Origin of the sequence: Xenorhabdus griffiniae (genome assembly GCF_015163655.1) — a bacterium.
Classification (GTDB): Bacteria; Pseudomonadota; Gammaproteobacteria; order Enterobacterales; family Enterobacteriaceae; genus Xenorhabdus; species Xenorhabdus griffiniae.
Map to the genome: position 1 here is coordinate 24188 of NZ_JADEUF010000011.1, position 19707 is coordinate 43894.

The 19707-nt window shown below is 41.4% G+C and carries 12 protein-coding genes and 2 tRNA genes; 5 read left to right on the top strand and 9 right to left on the bottom strand.

Translation table 11 applies throughout. The annotated features are described in order from the left end of the window. The first annotated feature begins 51 nt into the window (after window positions 1–51). Window positions 52–2889: a two-component system sensor histidine kinase RcsC gene (gene rcsC, locus IQ211_RS03470; protein WP_189758194.1), complete on the top strand. Its 2838-nt coding sequence runs from the start codon at window positions 52–54 to the stop codon at window positions 2887–2889. 81 nt (window positions 2890–2970) lie between these two features. Here the strand turns inward: rcsC and rcsB are convergent, their stop codons facing one another. Both rcsB and rcsD read right to left on the bottom strand, forming a co-directional pair. Continuing rightward, window positions 2971–3621, bottom strand: coding sequence for a response regulator transcription factor RcsB (gene rcsB, locus IQ211_RS03475; protein ID WP_189758193.1), 651 nt, complete (start codon window positions 3619–3621; stop codon window positions 2971–2973). A gap of 1 nt (window position 3622) precedes the next feature. Further along, window positions 3623–6358: a phosphotransferase RcsD gene (gene rcsD / locus IQ211_RS03480; protein WP_189758192.1), complete on the bottom strand. Its 2736-nt coding sequence runs from the start codon at window positions 6356–6358 to the stop codon at window positions 3623–3625. Between the two features lie 212 nt (window positions 6359–6570). Between rcsD and IQ211_RS03485 the strand changes: the two genes are divergently transcribed. Together IQ211_RS03485 and IQ211_RS03490 are read left to right on the top strand one after the other, a co-directional pair. Then, window positions 6571–6658 (top strand) — tRNA-Ser (locus tag IQ211_RS03485). Between the two features lie 6 nt (window positions 6659–6664). Then, window positions 6665–6740 (top strand) — tRNA-Thr (locus IQ211_RS03490). A 179-nt stretch (window positions 6741–6919) separates the two neighbouring features. Here IQ211_RS03490 and IQ211_RS03495 read toward each other — a convergent pair. Beyond that, complete coding sequence (locus tag IQ211_RS03495; RefSeq protein WP_189758191.1) at window positions 6920–8017, bottom strand: acyltransferase family protein; 1098 nt, start codon at window positions 8015–8017, stop codon at window positions 6920–6922. A gap of 457 nt (window positions 8018–8474) precedes the next feature. Here IQ211_RS03495 and tyrP point away from each other — a divergent pair, with 457 nt between their 5' ends. Continuing rightward, entirely contained in the window at window positions 8475–9680 is a 1206-nt protein-coding gene (gene tyrP / locus IQ211_RS03500) for a tyrosine transporter TyrP (protein WP_189758190.1), read from the top strand. A gap of 66 nt (window positions 9681–9746) precedes the next feature. Here tyrP and IQ211_RS03505 read toward each other — a convergent pair whose 3' ends face one another. The 6 genes from IQ211_RS03505 to menD form a co-directional block, all read right to left on the bottom strand. Continuing rightward, complete coding sequence (locus IQ211_RS03505) at window positions 9747–10289, bottom strand: YfaZ family outer membrane protein (protein WP_189758189.1); 543 nt, start codon at window positions 10287–10289, stop codon at window positions 9747–9749. Between the two features lie 125 nt (window positions 10290–10414). Beyond that, the gene (menE, locus tag IQ211_RS03510) at window positions 10415–11836 is read right to left on the bottom strand and encodes an o-succinylbenzoate--CoA ligase (RefSeq protein WP_189758188.1); all 1422 of its coding nucleotides are present in this window, start codon (window positions 11834–11836) and stop codon (window positions 10415–10417) included. Then, on the bottom strand, window positions 11827–12807 hold the full coding sequence (menC, locus tag IQ211_RS03515) for an o-succinylbenzoate synthase (RefSeq protein WP_189758260.1): 981 nt from the start codon (window positions 12805–12807) through the stop codon (window positions 11827–11829). The genes menE and menC overlap by 10 nt, the downstream gene beginning before the upstream one ends. A 16-nt stretch (window positions 12808–12823) precedes the next feature. After that, on the bottom strand, window positions 12824–13681 hold the full coding sequence (gene menB / locus IQ211_RS03520; RefSeq protein WP_189758187.1) for a 1,4-dihydroxy-2-naphthoyl-CoA synthase: 858 nt from the start codon (window positions 13679–13681) through the stop codon (window positions 12824–12826). 12 nt (window positions 13682–13693) lie between these two features. Further along, window positions 13694–14500: a 2-succinyl-6-hydroxy-2,4-cyclohexadiene-1-carboxylate synthase gene (gene menH, locus IQ211_RS03525; protein ID WP_189758186.1), complete on the bottom strand. Its 807-nt coding sequence runs from the start codon at window positions 14498–14500 to the stop codon at window positions 13694–13696. Next, window positions 14461–16134 (bottom strand): 2-succinyl-5-enolpyruvyl-6-hydroxy-3-cyclohexene-1-carboxylic-acid synthase, encoded by a 1674-nt coding sequence (gene menD / locus IQ211_RS03530; protein ID WP_189758185.1) that lies wholly within the window; start codon window positions 16132–16134, stop codon window positions 14461–14463. Before menD ends, menH begins: the two co-directional genes overlap by 40 nt. Before the next feature lie 1079 nt (window positions 16135–17213). Between menD and pgaA the strand changes: the two genes are divergently transcribed. Further along, window positions 17214–19697 carry a poly-beta-1,6 N-acetyl-D-glucosamine export porin PgaA gene (gene pgaA, locus IQ211_RS03535; protein WP_189758184.1) on the top strand — a complete coding sequence of 828 codons (2484 nt, stop codon included), beginning with the start codon at window positions 17214–17216 and terminating at the stop codon, window positions 19695–19697. The last annotated feature ends 10 nt before the right edge of the window (window positions 19698–19707 follow it).

Sequence of the window (19707 nt, forward strand, 5' to 3'; positions counted from 1 at the left end):
GTATATGCTGTGAACAGTTAATATTAATCATATATTTCATCAGGCGATCTCTTGAGATATCTATCTTCTTTTCGGACGTCATTAAAGATATCACGTTATCTTTTTCGGGTGCTTGGATTTATGCTATGGGCGCTTGGAGCCTTATTAACCAGCTTTTATTTGACAAGTCTTTTTAATGCACTCAAATCAGATATTCGTCAAGAATATAATGCCAACTACGATATAGCCTTTTCTCATATACGACATATCGCCAATATCTTGCGAGATATTCAATTTATGGCGGAAAAGCATTTATCACAGGATAATGATAAAAATCAAACAATCGTACCGTATAATAACAATGTTCTCTCGTACATTCCGTTGAATGAGAATTCCGATTGTGAACTATTACGTAGAACCTCTCATAATAATTTATATTCATTAGATCAGTTGATTGCACTTTGGAAAGATAATCTTGCTGCTATACGCGGCATAAATCAGACTTTTTTCATTGGAGTAAAAAGCAAATGCATGGTGAATTTTTTCCCTCATAACAATATCGCAGAGCCTGATGCGTTAAAAAAAATGATCTACGAAAATACCCGCAGGTTGATCAATATGAGAGAACAAAACAATGAAAGAACACTCTTTTGGATACAACCTAACCCCAAGGCGGATAGTGGTAATCTTTATGTTTTTACGCCTATTTATATTAATGGGCACATGACAGGGATCATAGGTATCGAAAAATTTATCAGGCTAGAATCCTTTTTGCAAAAAAGGGAGCGCCCTGTTACAGTCATGATGCTAAACGAATCAAGCCTGCCCGAATTGCAGTTTTCTATAAAAACTAATAATAAACCCCTCGTTATAAATTCCAACTCGCAGCCGATGTATTTTGGTTACGATGAAAATTTTACCAGCCTGGTATTAATGCGGAATTTATCTCCCTCGTCATTAAGCATTACTTATTCATTACCGCTCAAACATATTTACGATGAAATGAAGGTCAGTGTAATTAATGGCATCATCTTGAATATTATTTCTGCGATTGCGATTATCTTTTTCGTTTGGCTGTTTGAACGTAAAATGTTTTCTCCGGCCGAAGAGAATGCTATTCGTCTTGAAGAACATGAGCAGTTTAACCATAAAATTGTCGCCTCTGCCCCTGTGGGGATAAGTATTTTAAGGATCAGTGATGGCGTCAACATCTTGAGTAATGAGTTAGCACATAATTACACTCGAATGTTGACACATGAAGATCAAAAACGCATTGTCGATATCATTTGTGATAAAACCAGTAGTTATATTGATATCGTCACCAGCAACAATAATCACTTGCAAATTAGTTTCGTACACTCACGTTATCGTAATGAAGAAGTTGCTATCTGTGTACTGATAGATGTCAGCACCCGTGTAAAAATGGAAAAATCTTTGCAGGAAATGGCCTCAGCAGCAGAACAAGCTAACCAGGCAAAATCAATGTTTCTTGCCACAGTCAGCCATGAACTGAGGACACCACTTTATGGCATTATTGGCAATCTAGAGTTGATGCAATCCCACCCATTACCACCAGAATCTACCCGATTACTGGCAACAATGAATAATTCATCATCACTATTACTGAAAATCATCAGTGATATTCTCGACTTCTCGAAGATAGAGTCCAAGCAATTGAAAATTGAACCTAAAGATTTCAGTTGTAAAGAGATCCTGTCACATGTGATTTCAAACTACCTTCCCCTGGTTGCCAAAAAAGGCTTAGGCTTGTACTGCTATATTGAACCAGATATCCCTGATATCATCCGTAATGATCCTGTAAGGTTACAACAAATTATCTCCAACTTACTGAACAATGCGATCAAATTCACGGCAGCTGGCTATGTTGTCATTGAAATCAGCTCAAGGCATGGCTATTTATATATCAGTATTAAAGATACTGGGCTTGGGATCGAGGATAAATTACAATTTCAATTATTCGAGCCTTTCTTCCAAGCCAGTGCCAATAAAAAAAGTTCCTCACAAGGTACAGGATTAGGGTTGGCTATTTGTGAAAAACTTATTAATTTAATGGATGGTGATATTGAATTCGTCTCACAAAAATATGTTGGCAGCATCTTTTCTATCCGCCTTCCTTTATATGGCGTGAAATACCATGCCAAACAATTATCCAGCGAGCGGTCACAAAAGAGGATTTTGTTGAATATTTGCAATGATTTTCTGGAAAAATATTTGCAAGATTTTCTTACACAACATCATTTCCGAGTTTCTCTCTATGACGAAAACCAACTAGATGGCACAGAAATACTAATTAGTGATCGAGCACATAAAACAAACATTTCTGTAGGTTACTTTATAGAAATTTCAGAGAAACATATCGGTTCGCCAGAACAAATCAGAGAAAATTATTGGTTATATAACACTTATGAACTGAATGAACTGGATAATCTGTTGGATAATTTGCTGGCAAAACAGACTTTCTTGCCCGGTATTTCTGTATCAACCATTCCTATTACAGATAAAATCGTCCAGACTGATATTTGTTTAAATAGAGTTAAAGTATTGGTCGTTGATGATCATCCTATTAATCAAAACTTACTGGCCGACCAATTAAACTCAATCGGCTTTAGTGCATCAATGGTTAATGATGGTATTGAAGCCATCGAATATCTTAAAAACAACTCACCAGATATTATTCTAACGGATGTCAACATGCCAAATATGGATGGATATGAACTTGCCCAATATTTGAGGAGCAAGGGTTATACCAACCCCATTATCGGCGTTACTGCCAATGCACTGGCAGAAGAAAAACAGCGTTGTGCTAGTGTGGGTATGAATGATTGCCTGTCAAAACCTGTAACACTGGCTATATTAAAAGAAACATTAATTAAATACAGTGCTATTTAAACTCATGCATATTGAGCTATGAACGATGGAAAATCGGTAACGACTGCTACCGATTTTCCATTAGAAAAGATAACACATTGGTTAGTTACCAATATCTTTATCGATAGTGACAGAAGATAAATAGTTAAGCAATGCGATATCGTTATCGACTCCCAGTTTGATCATGGCTGATTTCTTCTGGCTACTGATTGTCTTAATACTGCGATTGAGTTTTTTGGCAATATCCGTAACAAGAAAGCCTTCAGCGAATAAACGCAGGACTTCGCTCTCTTTAGGAGATAAACGCTTATCCCCATATCCATTAGCATTAACCTTTTCAAGTAACTTAGAAACACTTTCAGGCGTAAACTGCTTCCCCTTTTGCAAAGCAGCAAGTGCCTTCGGTAAATCTGTTGGTGCTCCTTGCTTTAACACGATTCCCTCAATATCAAGCTCAAGTATCGCACTTAAAATGGCCGGATTATTGTTCATTGTAAGAACAATGATTGCCAATGTTGGGTAATGACGTTTAATATATTTTATCAGGGTGATCCCATCACCATATTTATCCCCGGGCATTGACAAGTCTGTTATGAGAACATTTGCTTCTATATGTGGCAAGCTATTAATGAGTGTCGTTGAATTTTCAAATTCACCGACGACATTAATCCACTCAATTTGTTCAAGTGACTTGCGGATGCCAAACAAAACGATGGGATGGTCATCGGCAATAATGACATTAAGGTTATTCATATTATTGGTTACCTTGCTGCAACAGCTTTGTGACAAAAGAATCAATGAAGCTGATGCTATTTTTAATTTCTACTTCATTATTGTCTGCTATGTGTTCTTCCAACGCCTCACATGATGACCTAAGAAATTTTAAATCTAACATAGCAAATGCACCCTTAAGGCGGTGTACCGTTTGCGAAAGTGATATCAAATCATGTCGTTCTACATCAGTATACAGTCTGGTAATGTCCATAGGTACTGTCTCTATAAACAATTTCCTGTAATCACTGTCTGCCAACTGAGTTTGATATCTTTTGAGGATATCACAAATACCACTATCAACATTCTCAAATAAATCAACACGATTAGCTAAATCATCTGCTGATTTAGGCGTTTCTCTGGTGCCATCTAAACGGAAATTTTCTTCGACCAGAAACGATATTGCATTAATAATATCATCAGCAAGATTGTAATTGCACTGAACCATTCCCTGCTTCAACTGCTTAAATCCTGCTAAACTCCCCACTAATAATATAGTTGGTTTTTCAGGTTTGTACTGTTTTTCCTCTTTGTACAGCCTATCCGTAAGGATAATATCGTATTCTTCCGTAATACCTTCTTTTCTTTTATCAAAATATGCAGCACCATAATTATTGAGATAATTATGGACGATTTTGCTGATTTCAGGGTTATTGATATCAGTTAAAACCGTGATCCCTTCCAAAAGCGGAGGCGTTTCGCTATTTCCATCATCATGGTGCGATAGGGGCAGATTGATAACATAATGTGTTCCCAACCCCAACTTACTTCTAATATCAAGGCTTCCTCCCATTCTTTTGCTCAACTGATTACATAAATAAAAAGTCATGCCAGAATTTGTAGAGTACTTATCTTGTACGGATTGGTTCAGAAAAGGATAAGTTAAGCTGGTTAGATCTTTTTCACTTAAACCAGCGCCACTATCCATCAACTCAATCTGAATCTGGTTATCATACTTACCTGAACCGTTAACAACCAATGATATTTTACCATAGCTGGTCATCGTTATTGCATAATTAAATAACAATGTAACAATTTTACTTAATGCTGCTTTTTCTCCTATGAATAAAGACTCACGAGAAATATTAAAATGATAATAAACTCTCAAACCTTTGGCATTTAATATCGGCAAAGAGGTTTTCAAAATATCTTCTAATTGTGAAGATAGGGAAAATATTTCGTTTTCCGGCTGCCAATCTCCCAACTCCAACTCATTGAGTAACGAAACATTTTCAACCCATTCGGTGATATATTTTGTTTTATCTAATAACTTACCTAATAGCTTTTGCCTATTTTCATCTTGTAACAGTTGCTTCAATTGGTTGGTAATATCATTAATACTACTAACAGGTTCTTTTATTTCATTATTAATATTTGAAAGCATAGAACGCCTGATCTGAATACTTTTATCATATTCACGATGAGCAAATTGCAATCGTTTATTTGCCAAAATTTCCTGATCTTTGTCTTGCAGTAAAAACAAGTAAGTTTCTGGTAATAAGCTATTGTTATACATTTTTACTTCATAAACCGCTTCGTCAATGGATGTCTGAATGACACCATGATGTTGTTGCGCCATCGCTCTCACTTTATTCAAATCCAGATGGGGTATTAACTGCTCCGCAATTTTATTCATTATCATTACTTGATTTGATTCAAAATCATAAACCACGACGCCAACAGGAATATTGGAGATAATATCACCATTTAGGGTATTCCTAATTTTCAGTTCATGATCCATAGCAGCATTCGGTGCAATATATCGCCTACGGATATAGAATAACCCGCTTAAAGAAAACAGAAAGAAAAACAATATCGAAAGCAAAAGCCAGACATTCCTGAACAACAAGTCTACAATCAGTGCCTTCAATGGAACTTGATAAATCAATTTATACGGCATGACATCAAGAGGCTGAGAAAATTCTAACCAAAAGCCGCTCAATGAAACCTCAGCTTTATCGGAAGCTTCGGGTTCATGTAAGTTGATCGCAGTCAATCGGAAGTCTGCTGGTGACATATCAACCGGCAGGAGATTATTAATGGGTAAATCAAAAGCAATAATGGTGGTTAATTGCCCTGTTGCATTAAATGCAGCTTTATAGGTGTAGAAATAAATATTTTCACCACGTAATACATTAATGGAAGAAATACTCTCTTTTTCTTCCAAAGCAGAAGACTGCTCCAACATCTCGGTGCGTTTGGTTTCAGAATTCAACGTCAGATAGCTCTCTTTGAACCTGATTTCTGGTTTTAGAATCGGATAGGTTGTTATCAATAACAAATTATTATCCTGCCCATTGAGGTAGTACATAGACAAGTATTCATTATGGGCCCCCCAGAGAATATCCAAATAGCCAGATAAATGCTCAGCAAGTTGGACACTTGAGTCGTTATATTGACCAAAAATAATGGCATCAACAGACTGATAACGATTTTCTAGCCAATAGACATCGGGACGCAATTTAAACAATGGCGTATTCTCCTGAGAGGAGATTGGCAGAGTATTTGACTGCTCAAAAATATGACTGGCATGGTAACGATAATCTTTAATCTGCAATCTCATCTTAGCGGTTACACTACTGATAGCATATTTTTTCTCCATCAACCAAATATCAAAATAGTTATACCCGAATAAAAATAGAGACGTAAAAAGCAAAGTAACAAATAACGCGTAAAAACGAGGAATAGCAGATGGCTTGATAGGTGGTTGTTTATACATTCTTTGGATGGTTGCCTTTAGTATGAATATATTTTGTTCAATACGACATTGAATCGTCGCTAAATAAGCCGGTGTACTGTGCTTAATATTAGCAGGTTAGCCAATGAAAAGGCCATTACAGATCGAAGATTGAGCAAACAGTAAAAAAAACACAATTTTTTTTCTTTAGGGACTAGACACATCAAAATGATATAGGCATAATCTCGCGCCATGGAAGGATGGCCGAGCGGTCGAAGGCAGCGGTCTTGAAAACCGCCGATGGGAAACCATCCTAGAGTTCGAATCTCTATCCTTCCGCCAAATTTCGCCGGCTTAGCTCAGTTGGTAGAGCAACTGACTTGTAATCAGTAGGTCACCAGTTCGACTCCGGTAGCCGGCACCATATAAAATCAACATGTTATAATGTTGAAGCGAACGCCCTGATAGTTGATTATGACACAAATGCGTCATGATAGATTATCAGGGCGTCGATCTTTTTGGCGTCCCCAGTGAACCAATTGGCGATAAAGCGAGCACTTCGATTGACTCCCAGCTCACCATGACTCGTTATGCACTTCCGCCTCAATTGCTTTGAGTTATCACAATGGAAATAACCATTAATAATAAAACTGACAAAAGATAAAAAGATAGCAGTGTGTATTTTCTATAATTAAGCCTTCTGAATGGTTTTTCAACAAAGTGATAGCTTAAACATGCTACGGAAAATGAAATAACGATAATAACACTTGAATTAATTTTATTTAACTCTATTCCTCTGTATGTTGAAAACATAATTATAGGCCAATGCCAAAGATAAAAAGAATATGATACCTTCCCTATATATGAAGATATTGAATTTGAAAGTATTCTGTTGAAAATCCCAAACTTATTTCCATTATATGATACTATAAATAGTGCCGCCCCTATAACAACGGGTAAAGATAAAAATCCGGGGAATTGACTATTTTTATTAATAAGAAAAGCACTTGATAATATGAGAAAAAATCCTAAAACCGATGTCACATGAATCCATTCATCCTTTACTTTTATTCTTCTATAGTTAATAGCCAATACTGCACCCGACAGTAGCTCAAAAAACCGAAAAGGCAACATCATATAGGCCAAATGCTTATCATGAATGACACAATACTGTGATGAAAATAGGGATAAAAATAAAACTACCGATAAAACAACAAAATTTATACGGAGATCTTTTTTCTTATAAAGAAGAAAGAGCATGACAGGCCAGATCAAGTAAAATTGTTCTTCTATTGATAATGACCACGTGTGAATAAGAGGCTCTCTGCCAGATAAGATAATATAGTCAGGAATACTGTAGAAATAAAAATTACTAGCTCCAATGATAGAAAATAATGCACTTTTTGAAAATGATACCAAGTCAACCGCTAATAAATTATACCAACAATATATAAATAAAGGTATTAACATAAAAATAAATGCTGGTAATAATCTTTTTGCCCTTCGGCTATAAAAATGACCAAAAGAAAATACGCCCGTTCTTATTTCTTTCTCAATTATTGAAGTTATCAAAAATCCAGATATAACGAAAAAAACATCTACGCCTACAAATCCTCCCGGAACTGGGAAATGTACATGGTAAAAAACAACCAACAATACCGCGAGAGCTCTTAACCCATTGATGTCAGGCCTAAATTTCACAATATAACCTCTTGAATTATATATGAAAAACATGCATTAAAAAATGCAAAGGAAAGTATTGTATTACTCGAATCATCCACTGCTATATCCCTTATCTCACCAAGATCATCAACAAACTGGAGGATATCATTCCAGCTCTCAATAGCGTTTCAAAATGATTTGCTACTTCATTGTCCTCGTTAGCTTAATGACCGCATCCAGGCCATAACATAATTTAAAACACGAATAAATTATGTTACTCAACAAAGAAGTTTCTAGTTATTTTTTAACTTAATATACTTCTGCTTTCTTAGTGATTTTCTCCGAATCACATAGCTTGATAACGCCTTATTCAATGCCACCAAAAATGTAATTATTTATTTACACACTGTGTACTATAGATTTGACAGACATAAATCAATCATTTAACCTGCAAGTCTTATAACTATTTCTCAACATATTCAGAAATGAGGATCGCGTGAAAAATCGCACTATTGGCAGTATTTTTATCGTTGCTGGAACGACGATTGGCGCAGGAATGCTAGCAATGCCATTGGCAACGGCAGGTGTGGGATTTGGAACTACATTTGCTATGTTAGTCGCCCTGTGGGCTTTAATGAGTTATACAGCACTCTTGCTCGTGGAAGTGTATCAACATAATGAGTTTAATACTGGATTAGGAACTATCGCGAAACGCTACCTTGGGTTAGGTGGGCAGGTGTTGACTGGCTTTAGTATGCTCTTCCTTATGTATGCCCTGACAACAGCTTATATTAGTGGTGCGGGTGAGTTACTGGCGGCTTCCCTCTCTTCTTGGTTAGATAAACCCATTTCTGTCTCTGCTGGGATCATCATTTTTACTATTATTGGTGGTGGGGTCGTCTGTATTGGCACCCAATCTGTCGATTTGATTAACCGCCTGCTGTTTACCGCTAAAATCGTTTTTCTGGTGATCGTACTCGGCGTCATGATGCCTCATGTTGATAAAATCAACCTGATCTCCATGCCCATTGAGCAAGGATTAGCACTCTCTGCTATACCGGTCATTTTTACTTCATTCGGGTTTCACGGGAGTGTGCCAAGCATCGTTGCCTATATGGGAGGCGATACCAACAAGCTACGGAAAATCTTTGTTATTGGCAGTGCCATTCCCCTGTTAGCCTATATTCTGTGGCAATTGGTGACGCTCGGCGCGATTTCTTCAAATACATTTGTTGGCATTCTTGCACAAGAGTCTGGCCTGAATGGATTATTGAAAGCAGTCAGAGAGATTGTCGCTGTACCTAAAGTGGAGTTTGCCGTTCATCTGTTTGCTGATCTCGCGCTAGCTACCTCGTTTCTCGGTGTTGCCTTAGGGTTATTTGATTACCTTGCTGACCTGTTTAAGCGCCGTAATCACGCCAAAGGGCGTTTACAAACAGGGTTAATGACTTTTGTTCCTCCCTTGTTCTGTGCACTGTATTACCCTAATTTTGTTATGGCACTGACATTCGCGGCTGTTGCCCTCTCTATTCTCGCCCTATTATTGCCTTGCCTGCTGGTTTGGCGTAGCCGTGAAGAAAACCAGGGCAGTTATCGTGTCATGGGGGGTAAGCCTGCATTAGTCTTTGTTTTCCTGTGTGGACTTGCAGTGATTGCCATTCAAATTGGCATTGTTACAGGTATATTGCCAAACATAGGGTAAGTTTATCCTGTCGAAGGTTATCCGCATTAATACTGACGCGGATAACCTTGTAGCATTTTCGTTTAATTAAAAGCTCAAGCCAGCGCCAACATAAAAACCATCAGAAACCTTGTTATTACGATGACCATGACTACCCCGTATATCAATGACACGGTAGCCAACATCTACACTCAGAGGTCTGAAAAGCGTATAACGCACTCCCCCTGTCGCTTCCGTATAAGAATCCATACCTGATGTTAAGCCTGATGGCGAACCGTAAGCCTCCCCATACAGCGATAAAGAAGAAGTCACAGCCCAACTAAGGCCAGCACCGACGGCCAATGCTGCGCCATCTTTCCCATCTTTGGGGGACAAATAAAGCCCTTTCGCGCCAACATTTGCAGCTAATGGACCCAATGGTAGACCGAAGCCTAAACCTAAACTGCCAAGCTGGCCATTATGGTCACTGCGAGTCCAGTTACCCGTCAGAGACAAGCCGGCATATTTATCACCAATCCCCACTGAGGTGCTGGTACTGTGTTTTCCCACTTGAGCATCTATAGAGAAAGCATTTGCTGAGCCAGCTATAAAGAGCAAACTAGCGGCGCCAATAGCAATAAAGCCTTTCATAATCTTATCCTTTAATGAATCAATGCCTATATGGGCTAAGGTATTGTACTTAAACCGACGCGGAGACATAGACGACAAAAAAGCAAGGAAATGTTTAGATTTATAAAGATACGTAAATAGCGTTATCATTTATTAGATTTACTATTTATCTCCGTTATCCACTGCATAACTTGTTGGCGAGAAACCTTTATTCCGCCATTTTTCAGTTGAGCAGGTAACACATAGCAGGCAACAGGTCGCTGGAAAGCCGCGGTTTTATCCGCAAGCCAATCAATAATTGTCTCTGTTAGTGCAGGATACTGAGTTTCAATTACCGCTACTGGCCGATGACCGAATTCAATATCAGGAATGGGAACAACAAAACTCTGTTCAATTTGAGGATGTTGGTTAATGATCCGCTCAATATCTTCTGGCTGGATACCCTCCCCACCACTAAAAAATTGGTTATCGATACGCCCTAAAATCCGCAACTCTCCCTGTTCAAATACGCCTCGATCACGGGTTGAAAACCATCCTTCGTTATCTGCCAATGGCTGCAATCCTCCATTAACCCAATAACCCATCGCGATACTATCAGCACGGAGCTGAATTTCTTCATCGACTAAGCGAATGGATTTTCCGGGGAGCGGATTGCCTACCCCAGGCAACCCATCAGCGCGTTTTGCGCAAACAGTGGATGCCATTTCTGTCAACCCATAGCCACACCAACAACGAATACCCAGTTCTTCAGCCTGTTGGGGCAGTGACGTCGGTATCATTGCGCCTCCCAATAACACTTCTTTTAATGTCAATGGATAGTTATGGGGTTGTTCCAGCAAACGCCATAGTTGAGTAGGTACAAGTGATGCATGGGTACAACCAGACAGCGCACGATCCAGCGGGTGTAAATCCCGCAGCACTAATGTTGCGCCTGTTTGTAACCAACGCCAAAGGATCCCCTGGCCTGAAACATGAAACAAGGGCAATGACAGTAACCAACTATCATCTGGCTGAAAATTCATACAGGAAAGAATACTTTGAGCGCTGGCAAGATGAGCACCTATGGAGTGTACCGCAGCCTTGGGTAACCCAGAAGAGCCAGAGGTCAGGATCATACTGGCAGGGCGTTGACTTTCCCACATCACCAACAGGTTGTTTTTTGCACGCCCATCATGTTTCGCCGGAAACTTTTGTTGCCACTCAAGTCTCTTAACTGGCATAACAGGTGAAGGCGAATTCGTGAAATCCACCCCATAATCCATATTGAGATGGGGCAATAGCTCCGCCAGCAACCGATCAGGTAACTGAGGATTAAGAAGTAACGCCCTGGCACCACATCGCAGGATAGCCAGGTAACATAACAGAAGTTCCGCGCTGTTTTTACCTCTCAGGATCACACCACTACCTTCCATAACACCCTGTAGGTGGAAATGGACAGCAATAGCATTGATGCTTTGCGTTAATTGATGCCAGGTTAGCTGCTCATCATCTAACTGAATAGCTTGTTTTTCAGGTAAGGATGTAGCCCAATGCTGCCACGGCCATTGAGTCCACTCTATTACTGACATTTATGACTCCACACCATAGCCAGCTTATCCAGCATGACACATGGCATATGGCTCTCTGGCCAACAACGAATAAGTTGTGACTGGATAAGATCCAAAGTATCCAAACCCGGAAGTGAATCCGGTGTGAGCCATTGCGCAAGACGCGCCAATTGTGTCAAGCCAAAGCTAGTTTCAATGCTGGAGCTAATAACAGCCTCTAACCCTAACTGATGTGCTTCAGTAATTAATTGACGGCAACGGTCAATACTGCCTGTCAATGTTGGTTTGATGATAATAGCAGCAACACCCTCCTGAGCTTCTACAGTAAAACCGGCTTCACGGACACTTTCATCCCATGCAATGGCGATACCCGTTTCACGAGCAAACGCCAGAGATTCATCCCTGGTTTTGCAGGGTTCTTCGATAAAAGCAATTCGGTGCCGATAATCTGGATTGACATACTTAGCGAAACCCTCTGCTTTTGTACGTGTCCAACTGCGGTTAGCATCTAATCGTAATCGGAGATCAGGCACCGCTTCAAGCATCACATTGGCTACCATGCCATCCCGTACAGCTTCATACAGCCCCACTTTCACTTTAGCAATCTTCTGACCTGCCATATTACCCAGACGCAGGATCACATCATCAGGGTCACCGGTACATAACGGTGCCTTGCAATAATTAGCTGTTTCAGGTAACTCTCCCCGTAATTCAGCCAGTGCACAGCTTAGGCCAAACGCAACGGAAGGAAGATCGCTCTCTTCTGGCTGTGTCCCTAGACACCAGTGTTGCAGCCATTCCACCGCCGATGCTTTAGCTTGTTCAGGCGTTTCATGGCTAAATTCAGGCAATGGGGAAATCTCTCCCCAACCGTCTTGTCCATTTTCCTGCAAGTGCACCAAAAACCCGTCACGGGTTTTCAGGCGCTGATAACGCAAAATGATACCTGCCTCCATAGGCAGGCTGAATTGGTACAAAGTTGCTTTACGCATAATGGATGACAACTTATTACGGATTACGCTTGAAATTACTGAAATCAGGATGGCGTTTTTCGTTGAACGCATTGCGCCCTTCCTGCCCTTCTTCGGTCATGTAGAACAGCATAGTGGCATTACCCGCCAATTCCTGTAAACCCGCCTGACCATCGCAATCTGCGTTCAATGCCGCTTTCAGGCAACGCAACGCCATTGGGCTGTTTTCCAGCATTTCACGACACCAGCGCACCGTCTCTTTTTCTAATTCGGCATAAGGTACAACGGTGTTCACCAGTCCCATATCCAGTGCCTCTTTAGCATTATATTGGCGGCACAGGAACCAGATCTCGCGCGCCTTTTTCTGTCCTACGATCCGCGCCATATACGATGCCCCCCAGCCACCATCAAAAGAACCGACTTTAGGACCAGTTTGACCAAAAATGGCATTATCCGCCGCAATGGTCAAATCACACATCAAATGCAGGACATGCCCGCCGCCAATGGCATATCCCGCAACCATGGCAACGACAGGTTTTGGACAGGTACGGATCTGCCGCTGAAAATCTAATACATTCAGATGATGTATTCCGCTGTCATCTTTATAACCACCATAATCGCCACGGATTTTTTGGTCGCCTCCAGCACAAAACGCTTTTTCTCCCATTCCTGTCAGAATAATCGTTCCAATTGCTTCGTCATAACGGGCATCTGCCAACGCCTGAATCATCTCTTTGACGGTCAGGGGGCGGAATGCATTACGCACTTGTGGGCGATTAATCGTAATTTTGGCAATGCCGTCAGTGGACTTGTGGTAGAGAATATCTTCAAACCCTTGGGAACAATCTTGCCACTCAATAGGGGCATATAATTTTTCTTCGCTTGGGTAATGCATTATTGTGTTTCCTTAACCAAAAAGTGATAAAAAACAGTTCACTGCGCTGGAAAAAGCCACAGGATTGCCATAATGAGCATTATGTCCAACTTGAGGAATGGTTGTTAATGGCAACCTATATTGCTGCGCTATGCTCTGGAATTTACGATCATTTTCCCCACATAAGTAAGAGAAAGGAATAGATATTTGCTGTAAAGCAGGAACTAGCCAGGGTTGGTGGCCTAACGAGGTGTTTTCCAGCATATCTGCGATACGATCTCCTCTGTTTTGGCTGCGCAGATGAATAATTTGCTCACGTTGTGCTGTCGTTAAATCAGCAAATATCGGTTGTTGATACCAATCAGGCAAGACTGACGCCATTGGCTCCTGGCGAAAACGTTGTGCCCAATGCTGATCATTGCGCAATCGCACATCACGCTCCTGCTGGGAAAACAGCCCCGGATTGCCTCCTTCCACTAGCAACCCGCGCAGGCCATTTTGTTTACCATAGAGCGCATGGTACATAGCTATTCGTCCACCCAGTGAATAACCAATCAAACAGTAATCATTGATTGAATGCCCGATTAGGGTTGCCGTCAGCAATTCACTCATCTCGGCAAAACCGCCAGTCACATTCACATTGGCGGAATTACCGTGTCCCGGTAAATCAACAACCAATGAAGGATATCGATCACAAGCATCCACGACTGGAAACCAATCGTCGCCGCTTCCCAATAATCCATGTAACCAGACTAACCACGTCCCTTGGTTATCGGTATGAAATGCCTGACAGTTTAGTTTCACAGCGCCGCCACCTGTTCCAGTAACTCTTGCAGGCATATTGCCCCTGCATTGCCTGAAACCTTTAACTCAATCAATGTCGTCTCCTTACGATCCCATACTTGTTGGGCACAACGTTTTAATTCCGGCCAATTTTGCGGTGCTGCATAGTTTAGGCCGAACATGGCAGCAACATGATCAAAATTGACATCTTGCGGCATACAGTAAAAACGCTGACGTTCTTCCTGTGGTGTTGGTAACAGCGAAAAAATCTGCCCGCCATTATTATTCACTATGATCAATAACATGGGAGCGGAAAGATGGCGTAATAAAGCCAGGCTATTCAGGTCATAAAGGGCTGAGATATCACCTATAATCGTGAGTGTCGGTTTATTGGTTGCTCGCTGTACGCCTGCGGCAGTCGCGATCAAGCCGTCTATACCACTGGCACCTCGGTTACTGTAAACCGGATAACCCACGGGAAGTTGCCCCAACGCATCAACCAAACGCACAACCAAGCTATTGCCAACAAACAATTGCCCTTGCTCTGGCAACAATTGGTGCAATTGATGCGCAACCGCGGCCTCGCTGAATTCTCCCGTCAACTTTGTTTCAACACACTTAAACGCGCTTTTTGACCATAAGTTCAATTCCTCTGCCCAAGGTGCTCGTGAATATGCGGGATGCTCCCGTAACCAATCAGTTACACTGCAAGTGAATTTGCGTCCTCGATGGTTTGCAGGATCAAGTCTGCCGGCAATGGGATCGACAATCCAATACTGTTCAGGTTGGCACTTAGCCTGCCATTGCAACAATCGCTTGCCTGTCAAGCTCGCGCCAAATTGGATCACCAATTGCCCTTGCGCCAGAATCTCCTGAGTGCGGGAATGAGTCAGCCATAAGTCTGTACATGGCAAAGGCTGCCCCGTTTGGGATAACACGTCACCAATAAGCGGCCAGCCCATCTCTTTTGCCCATTGAGCAACATATTTGCCCTCTTCTGCACTCATCCTCCCTGCCAGTACAATTCCCCGTTTTTTCTGCCAGATATCCCAATCGACTGCCTTAAGGGTGGTATGCACTTCTGGCTCGGCCAACCACGGCTCATGCCCTTGCCACCACGTTCCCAATGTTTGCAACCAATCTTGATGCGCGGTCATTTCATTACCATACAAAGGCTCCGCAAACGGGCAATTAATATGTAACGCACCGTGTTTCAGGTTTGACATTGCATTATCGATGGAAGAAACCAACCAGCTGGCAGGGATCTCTGTGGTTGGTCGTGGCAGGGCTAAAGTTTGCGCGGGATGAGAAGCAAAAATCCCTACCTGACGAATAGCTTGATTAGCACCGCAATCGATTAATTCAGGCGGCCTGTCCGCGGTGAGAAAGACCAATCGTTCTCCCGTCAAGCCCGCTTCAATTAAAGAAGGATACAAATTGGCAACTGCCGTTCCAGACGTCACAATAACCGCAATCGGTTCTTTGCCCGCTTTTGCCAATCCTAAGGCCAAATAGCCTAACCCGCGCTCATCAAAATGAGTATGACAAATCAACTTATGATTTTCTGCGGCAGCCAATGTCAATGATGTTGAACGAGAGCCGGGAGCAATGCAGACATGACGCAATCCGTGGCGAGTTAATGCTTCCAATAAAAGTTCCGCCCAGCGGCGGTTGAGTGCGCTGTTTGACATATAAGCCCAAAAAATTCTTTCAAAAATGATGCCAAAGAATAATAAATAATTATATATACGCATTAAACTTCAAGTTGCAATTTACAACACAATATGAAACGTGATTTCTCCCCGCGAAGTGGGGAGAAATCACTCGCATCTTGAAGTTAGATTGGTATAAGACGTTCTTGATCTTAATTGCGGATAAAAACGATTTCCTTATCTTAGTTCAAGGAATTATCATTTAAATAGCGTTTCAAAATGATAGGAGTATTCCTTACCCCGCGCGGCACGGGGTAAAGAACGCCAACATCTAATACTTTCAGTATTATGAAAACCTATTTAATTGGCGATATTTCAGCTACAAATGAGAAATATAAAATCCATTGATAACAAAACTGGAAAATAATTAGTGATTAAGCTAATACCTTTTCAGATAAATCTGAATATGATCATCTCACGTTATCTGCAAACGATAGTAATATCCATAAAATTACTCATGTAAATTACCAACACAATATTGTTTAAACTTCACACAAAAAAGAGAATAATCGAATACCAATTTCGCTAATATTTTCGGTTTGTGGATTAAAAATAGTATTTAATTTTGAAATATCGTCATATTACGTTCAATAAACCACATATTTATACTAAAAAAATAAACCAACCTCATTTCAACCAATTTATTTCAAATAAAAGACTCAACAATCAATAGTATTAACTTCTCGGCAATAAAAAATATTTTCATTCAGTCTAAGTTTTTTTCATTGAAATCAATCCTAATATTACCCTTTACCTCTAAAAGTATTTTTACGACAGAAAATTACTCATTCAACCAATTGATTTAAAACCAATAACAATAATTTCAAAACATAAATATCACTATTTCATATTATTTTATATAGACATGATATCAATGCAAAATCAAATAACTGCAATTATTTCACGAAATTTTCCCATTGATATAAATTCACACAGTAAGTATTATTCTGCCTCTTCAAAAATGAAGAATGTAAAAATTCATCTTAATCTAAATTAAATTCAATTCCGTCTGGTCCTGCTATTTGTAAAACCAATATGCAGTATAAAAAGGGGATAGCGTGTCATATCTTTATTTCCGTCCGATGGGCTTTCATAGATATCGGTATAAGTTGTTATCGTTATTTATATCACTAAGCTGTTTAATAACAACGGAATCCGCTCAGGCAGATTACGATGCATTAATTCAACAAGCCAGAAAGGGGAATACCCGCCCCATGCTCGAATACATTCGTCAGGAAGAAAGACGACATCATCTCTCTTCCTCACAAATTGCTGATTGGTTACAAGTTGCAAGTTGGGCTGGACATGATGATGAAGTGATTTCTCTCTGGCAACGCTATCGCTCAATGGTTATACCTGCCAGAGGGATCGCGGCTATTGCCCGCGCCTATCGCAACCAACGCCAATGGTCACAAGCAATCCAGATGTGGCGAACAGCCCTGACCTTGGACAAACAGAGCCGCGATATCAAAGCTGGCCTTATCATGACGCTCGCCGATGCCAAACAAGACGCAGAAGCCCGTCGTTTGGCAAAAGAGTTATTGGCGCATCAACCCGACGCTGCTAATTACCGTTTGCTGGCCTATGTTGACCAAGCTGCCGGCCGGACATGGGATGCCATGCAAATGCTTTCTATCGCGTATAAACGGTTTCCCGACAATAAAGAAGTCACCCAAGACTATCTGTTCAGCCTAAAAAACCATCGGATCAGTGATCCTGCATGGCGTTTAGGACAACGACACGCCACACAATTAACCACGACGCAACTGCGCAGGCTGGAAGCTGACGCCGCAGCAGAATTGGTTCGCTTGTCAATGATCCCTAACCGTAGTGAAACAGAGCGCTTTGACATTGCTGACCGGGCACTTGCACACTATGAGCATATGCTTAATCAATGGCATAACCTACCCGATGCACAGCAAGACTACCACCAGGCGCGCATTGATCGGCTTGGTGCCCTTCTTTCCCGCTATCGGATGCAGGAAGTCATTGATGAATATCTAATCTTGCAAAAACAAGGGCTACCTATCCCAGAATATGCGCAGAAATGGGCGGCAGCAGCTTACCTGAATCTGCGCCAGCCAGAAAAAGCACGAAATATTTTGCACGCTTTGAATTACCCTGATGAAAATATCTCGCCGTCAGGGAAAATATCATCGCCCAATATTCCCCTTGAAGATGATATCGTCCTTTTTTATGCGAATGTGGAAAGTGAGCATCTGGATGCAGCTCAACAGCTTGCCACCGATCTCAAACAGCGCAATCCTTATATGCTTAATGTCTTTGGCTCTCCCATCCGCGTTCCGAATGATGACTGGCTACAAGGGCAACAGTTTTTAGCAGAGTCTGCACAATTACGTGAAGACCTTCCTGAAGCAGAAAAACGCTTCACCCATTTAGCACGCACAGCGCCTGGCAACCAGAAATTGCGGGTTGATCTGGCGGCTATCTGGCTGGATCGTGGTTGGCCACGCCGTGCTGAAAGTGAATTAAAGCAAATTGAAGGACTCGATCACCGTAATCTGGCATTGGAAATCCAGCAAGGCTATACCGCCCTTGCCTTACAAGAATGGCAACAGATGGATTTGCTGGCCGATGATGTTATTACCCGCGCACCAGAAGATATGCTCGCTAAACGCCTTAACCGTCTGCGCAATGTGCATCATATGTCAGAACTGCAAATTAAGGTCAATCAAGGCATTAATTCAGATAATCCAGAAAGTGGTAAACACAGTTCAGATATTGACGCCATACTTTATAGCCCTCCCTTTGAGGATAATTGGCGCTTATTTGCCGGTGGTGCTTACAATCGCAGCCAATTTTCAGAAGGCAGGGGGTTGAACCGTGATTTACGCGGCGGTGTAGAGTGGCGTTCGCGGGATCTTTGGCTGGAAAGTGAAGTTTCTGCGCGTCATTATCGTCATGGCAGCAAAGTGGGACTACGGATCGCAGCCTGGTATGACTTCAATGATCAATGGCGACTGGGTGGCTCCGCAGAACGTCTTGCCCGTAATACCCCCCTGCGTGCGTTGAGCAATAATATTCACGCCAATAGTGGACAAATTTATGCTCGCTGGAGAGACAGCGAACGCAGCCAATGGAGCGCTCGCTTTGCTCCTGCATTCTTTTCAGATGGCAACCATCGCTTTGAATATGGCATTGATGGCCTTCAACGCCTATATACCGCCCCTTACCTGAAACTTGATGGGCAGTTGGAACTGAGTACAACTCACAATACTCGGCAAAATACCCCCTATTTCAATCCCAAAAGTGACTTTACCTTCCTGCCTGAACTGGAAGCAGACCACACCATATATCGGCACTATCAAACTGTCTGGAGCCAGCAAGTTGTGGCTGGTATTGGGCAATATTGGCAGCAAGGGTACGGCGGTGGCCTGATCACAAGGATTGGATATGGTCAACGTATTAAATGGAATGATGTTATTGACGCAGGGGTAAGGCTCACGTTGGATAAACGTCCTTATGACGGTAAACGCGAAAGTAATTTGCAAGCGGCTTTTGATTTAATCTATCGGTTCTAAAGGATTTTTT

Coding starts and splice junctions, on each gene's coding strand:
- menD (WP_189758185.1), bottom strand. CDS start 16,134: ATGTCAAACAGCGCACTCAACCGCCGCTGGGCGGAACTTTTATTGGAA.
- menE (WP_189758188.1), bottom strand. CDS start 11,836: ATGTCAGTAATAGAGTGGACTCAATGGCCGTGGCAGCATTGGGCTACA.
- menB (WP_189758187.1), bottom strand. CDS start 13,681: ATGCATTACCCAAGCGAAGAAAAATTATATGCCCCTATTGAGTGGCAA.
- rcsD (WP_189758192.1), bottom strand. CDS start 6,358: ATGTATAAACAACCACCTATCAAGCCATCTGCTATTCCTCGTTTTTAC.
- menC (WP_189758260.1), bottom strand. CDS start 12,807: ATGCGTAAAGCAACTTTGTACCAATTCAGCCTGCCTATGGAGGCAGGT.
- IQ211_RS03505 (WP_189758189.1), bottom strand. CDS start 10,289: ATGAAAGGCTTTATTGCTATTGGCGCCGCTAGTTTGCTCTTTATAGCT.
- rcsB (WP_189758193.1), bottom strand. CDS start 3,621: ATGAATAACCTTAATGTCATTATTGCCGATGACCATCCCATCGTTTTG.
- menH (WP_189758186.1), bottom strand. CDS start 14,500: ATGCCTGCAAGAGTTACTGGAACAGGTGGCGGCGCTGTGAAACTAAAC.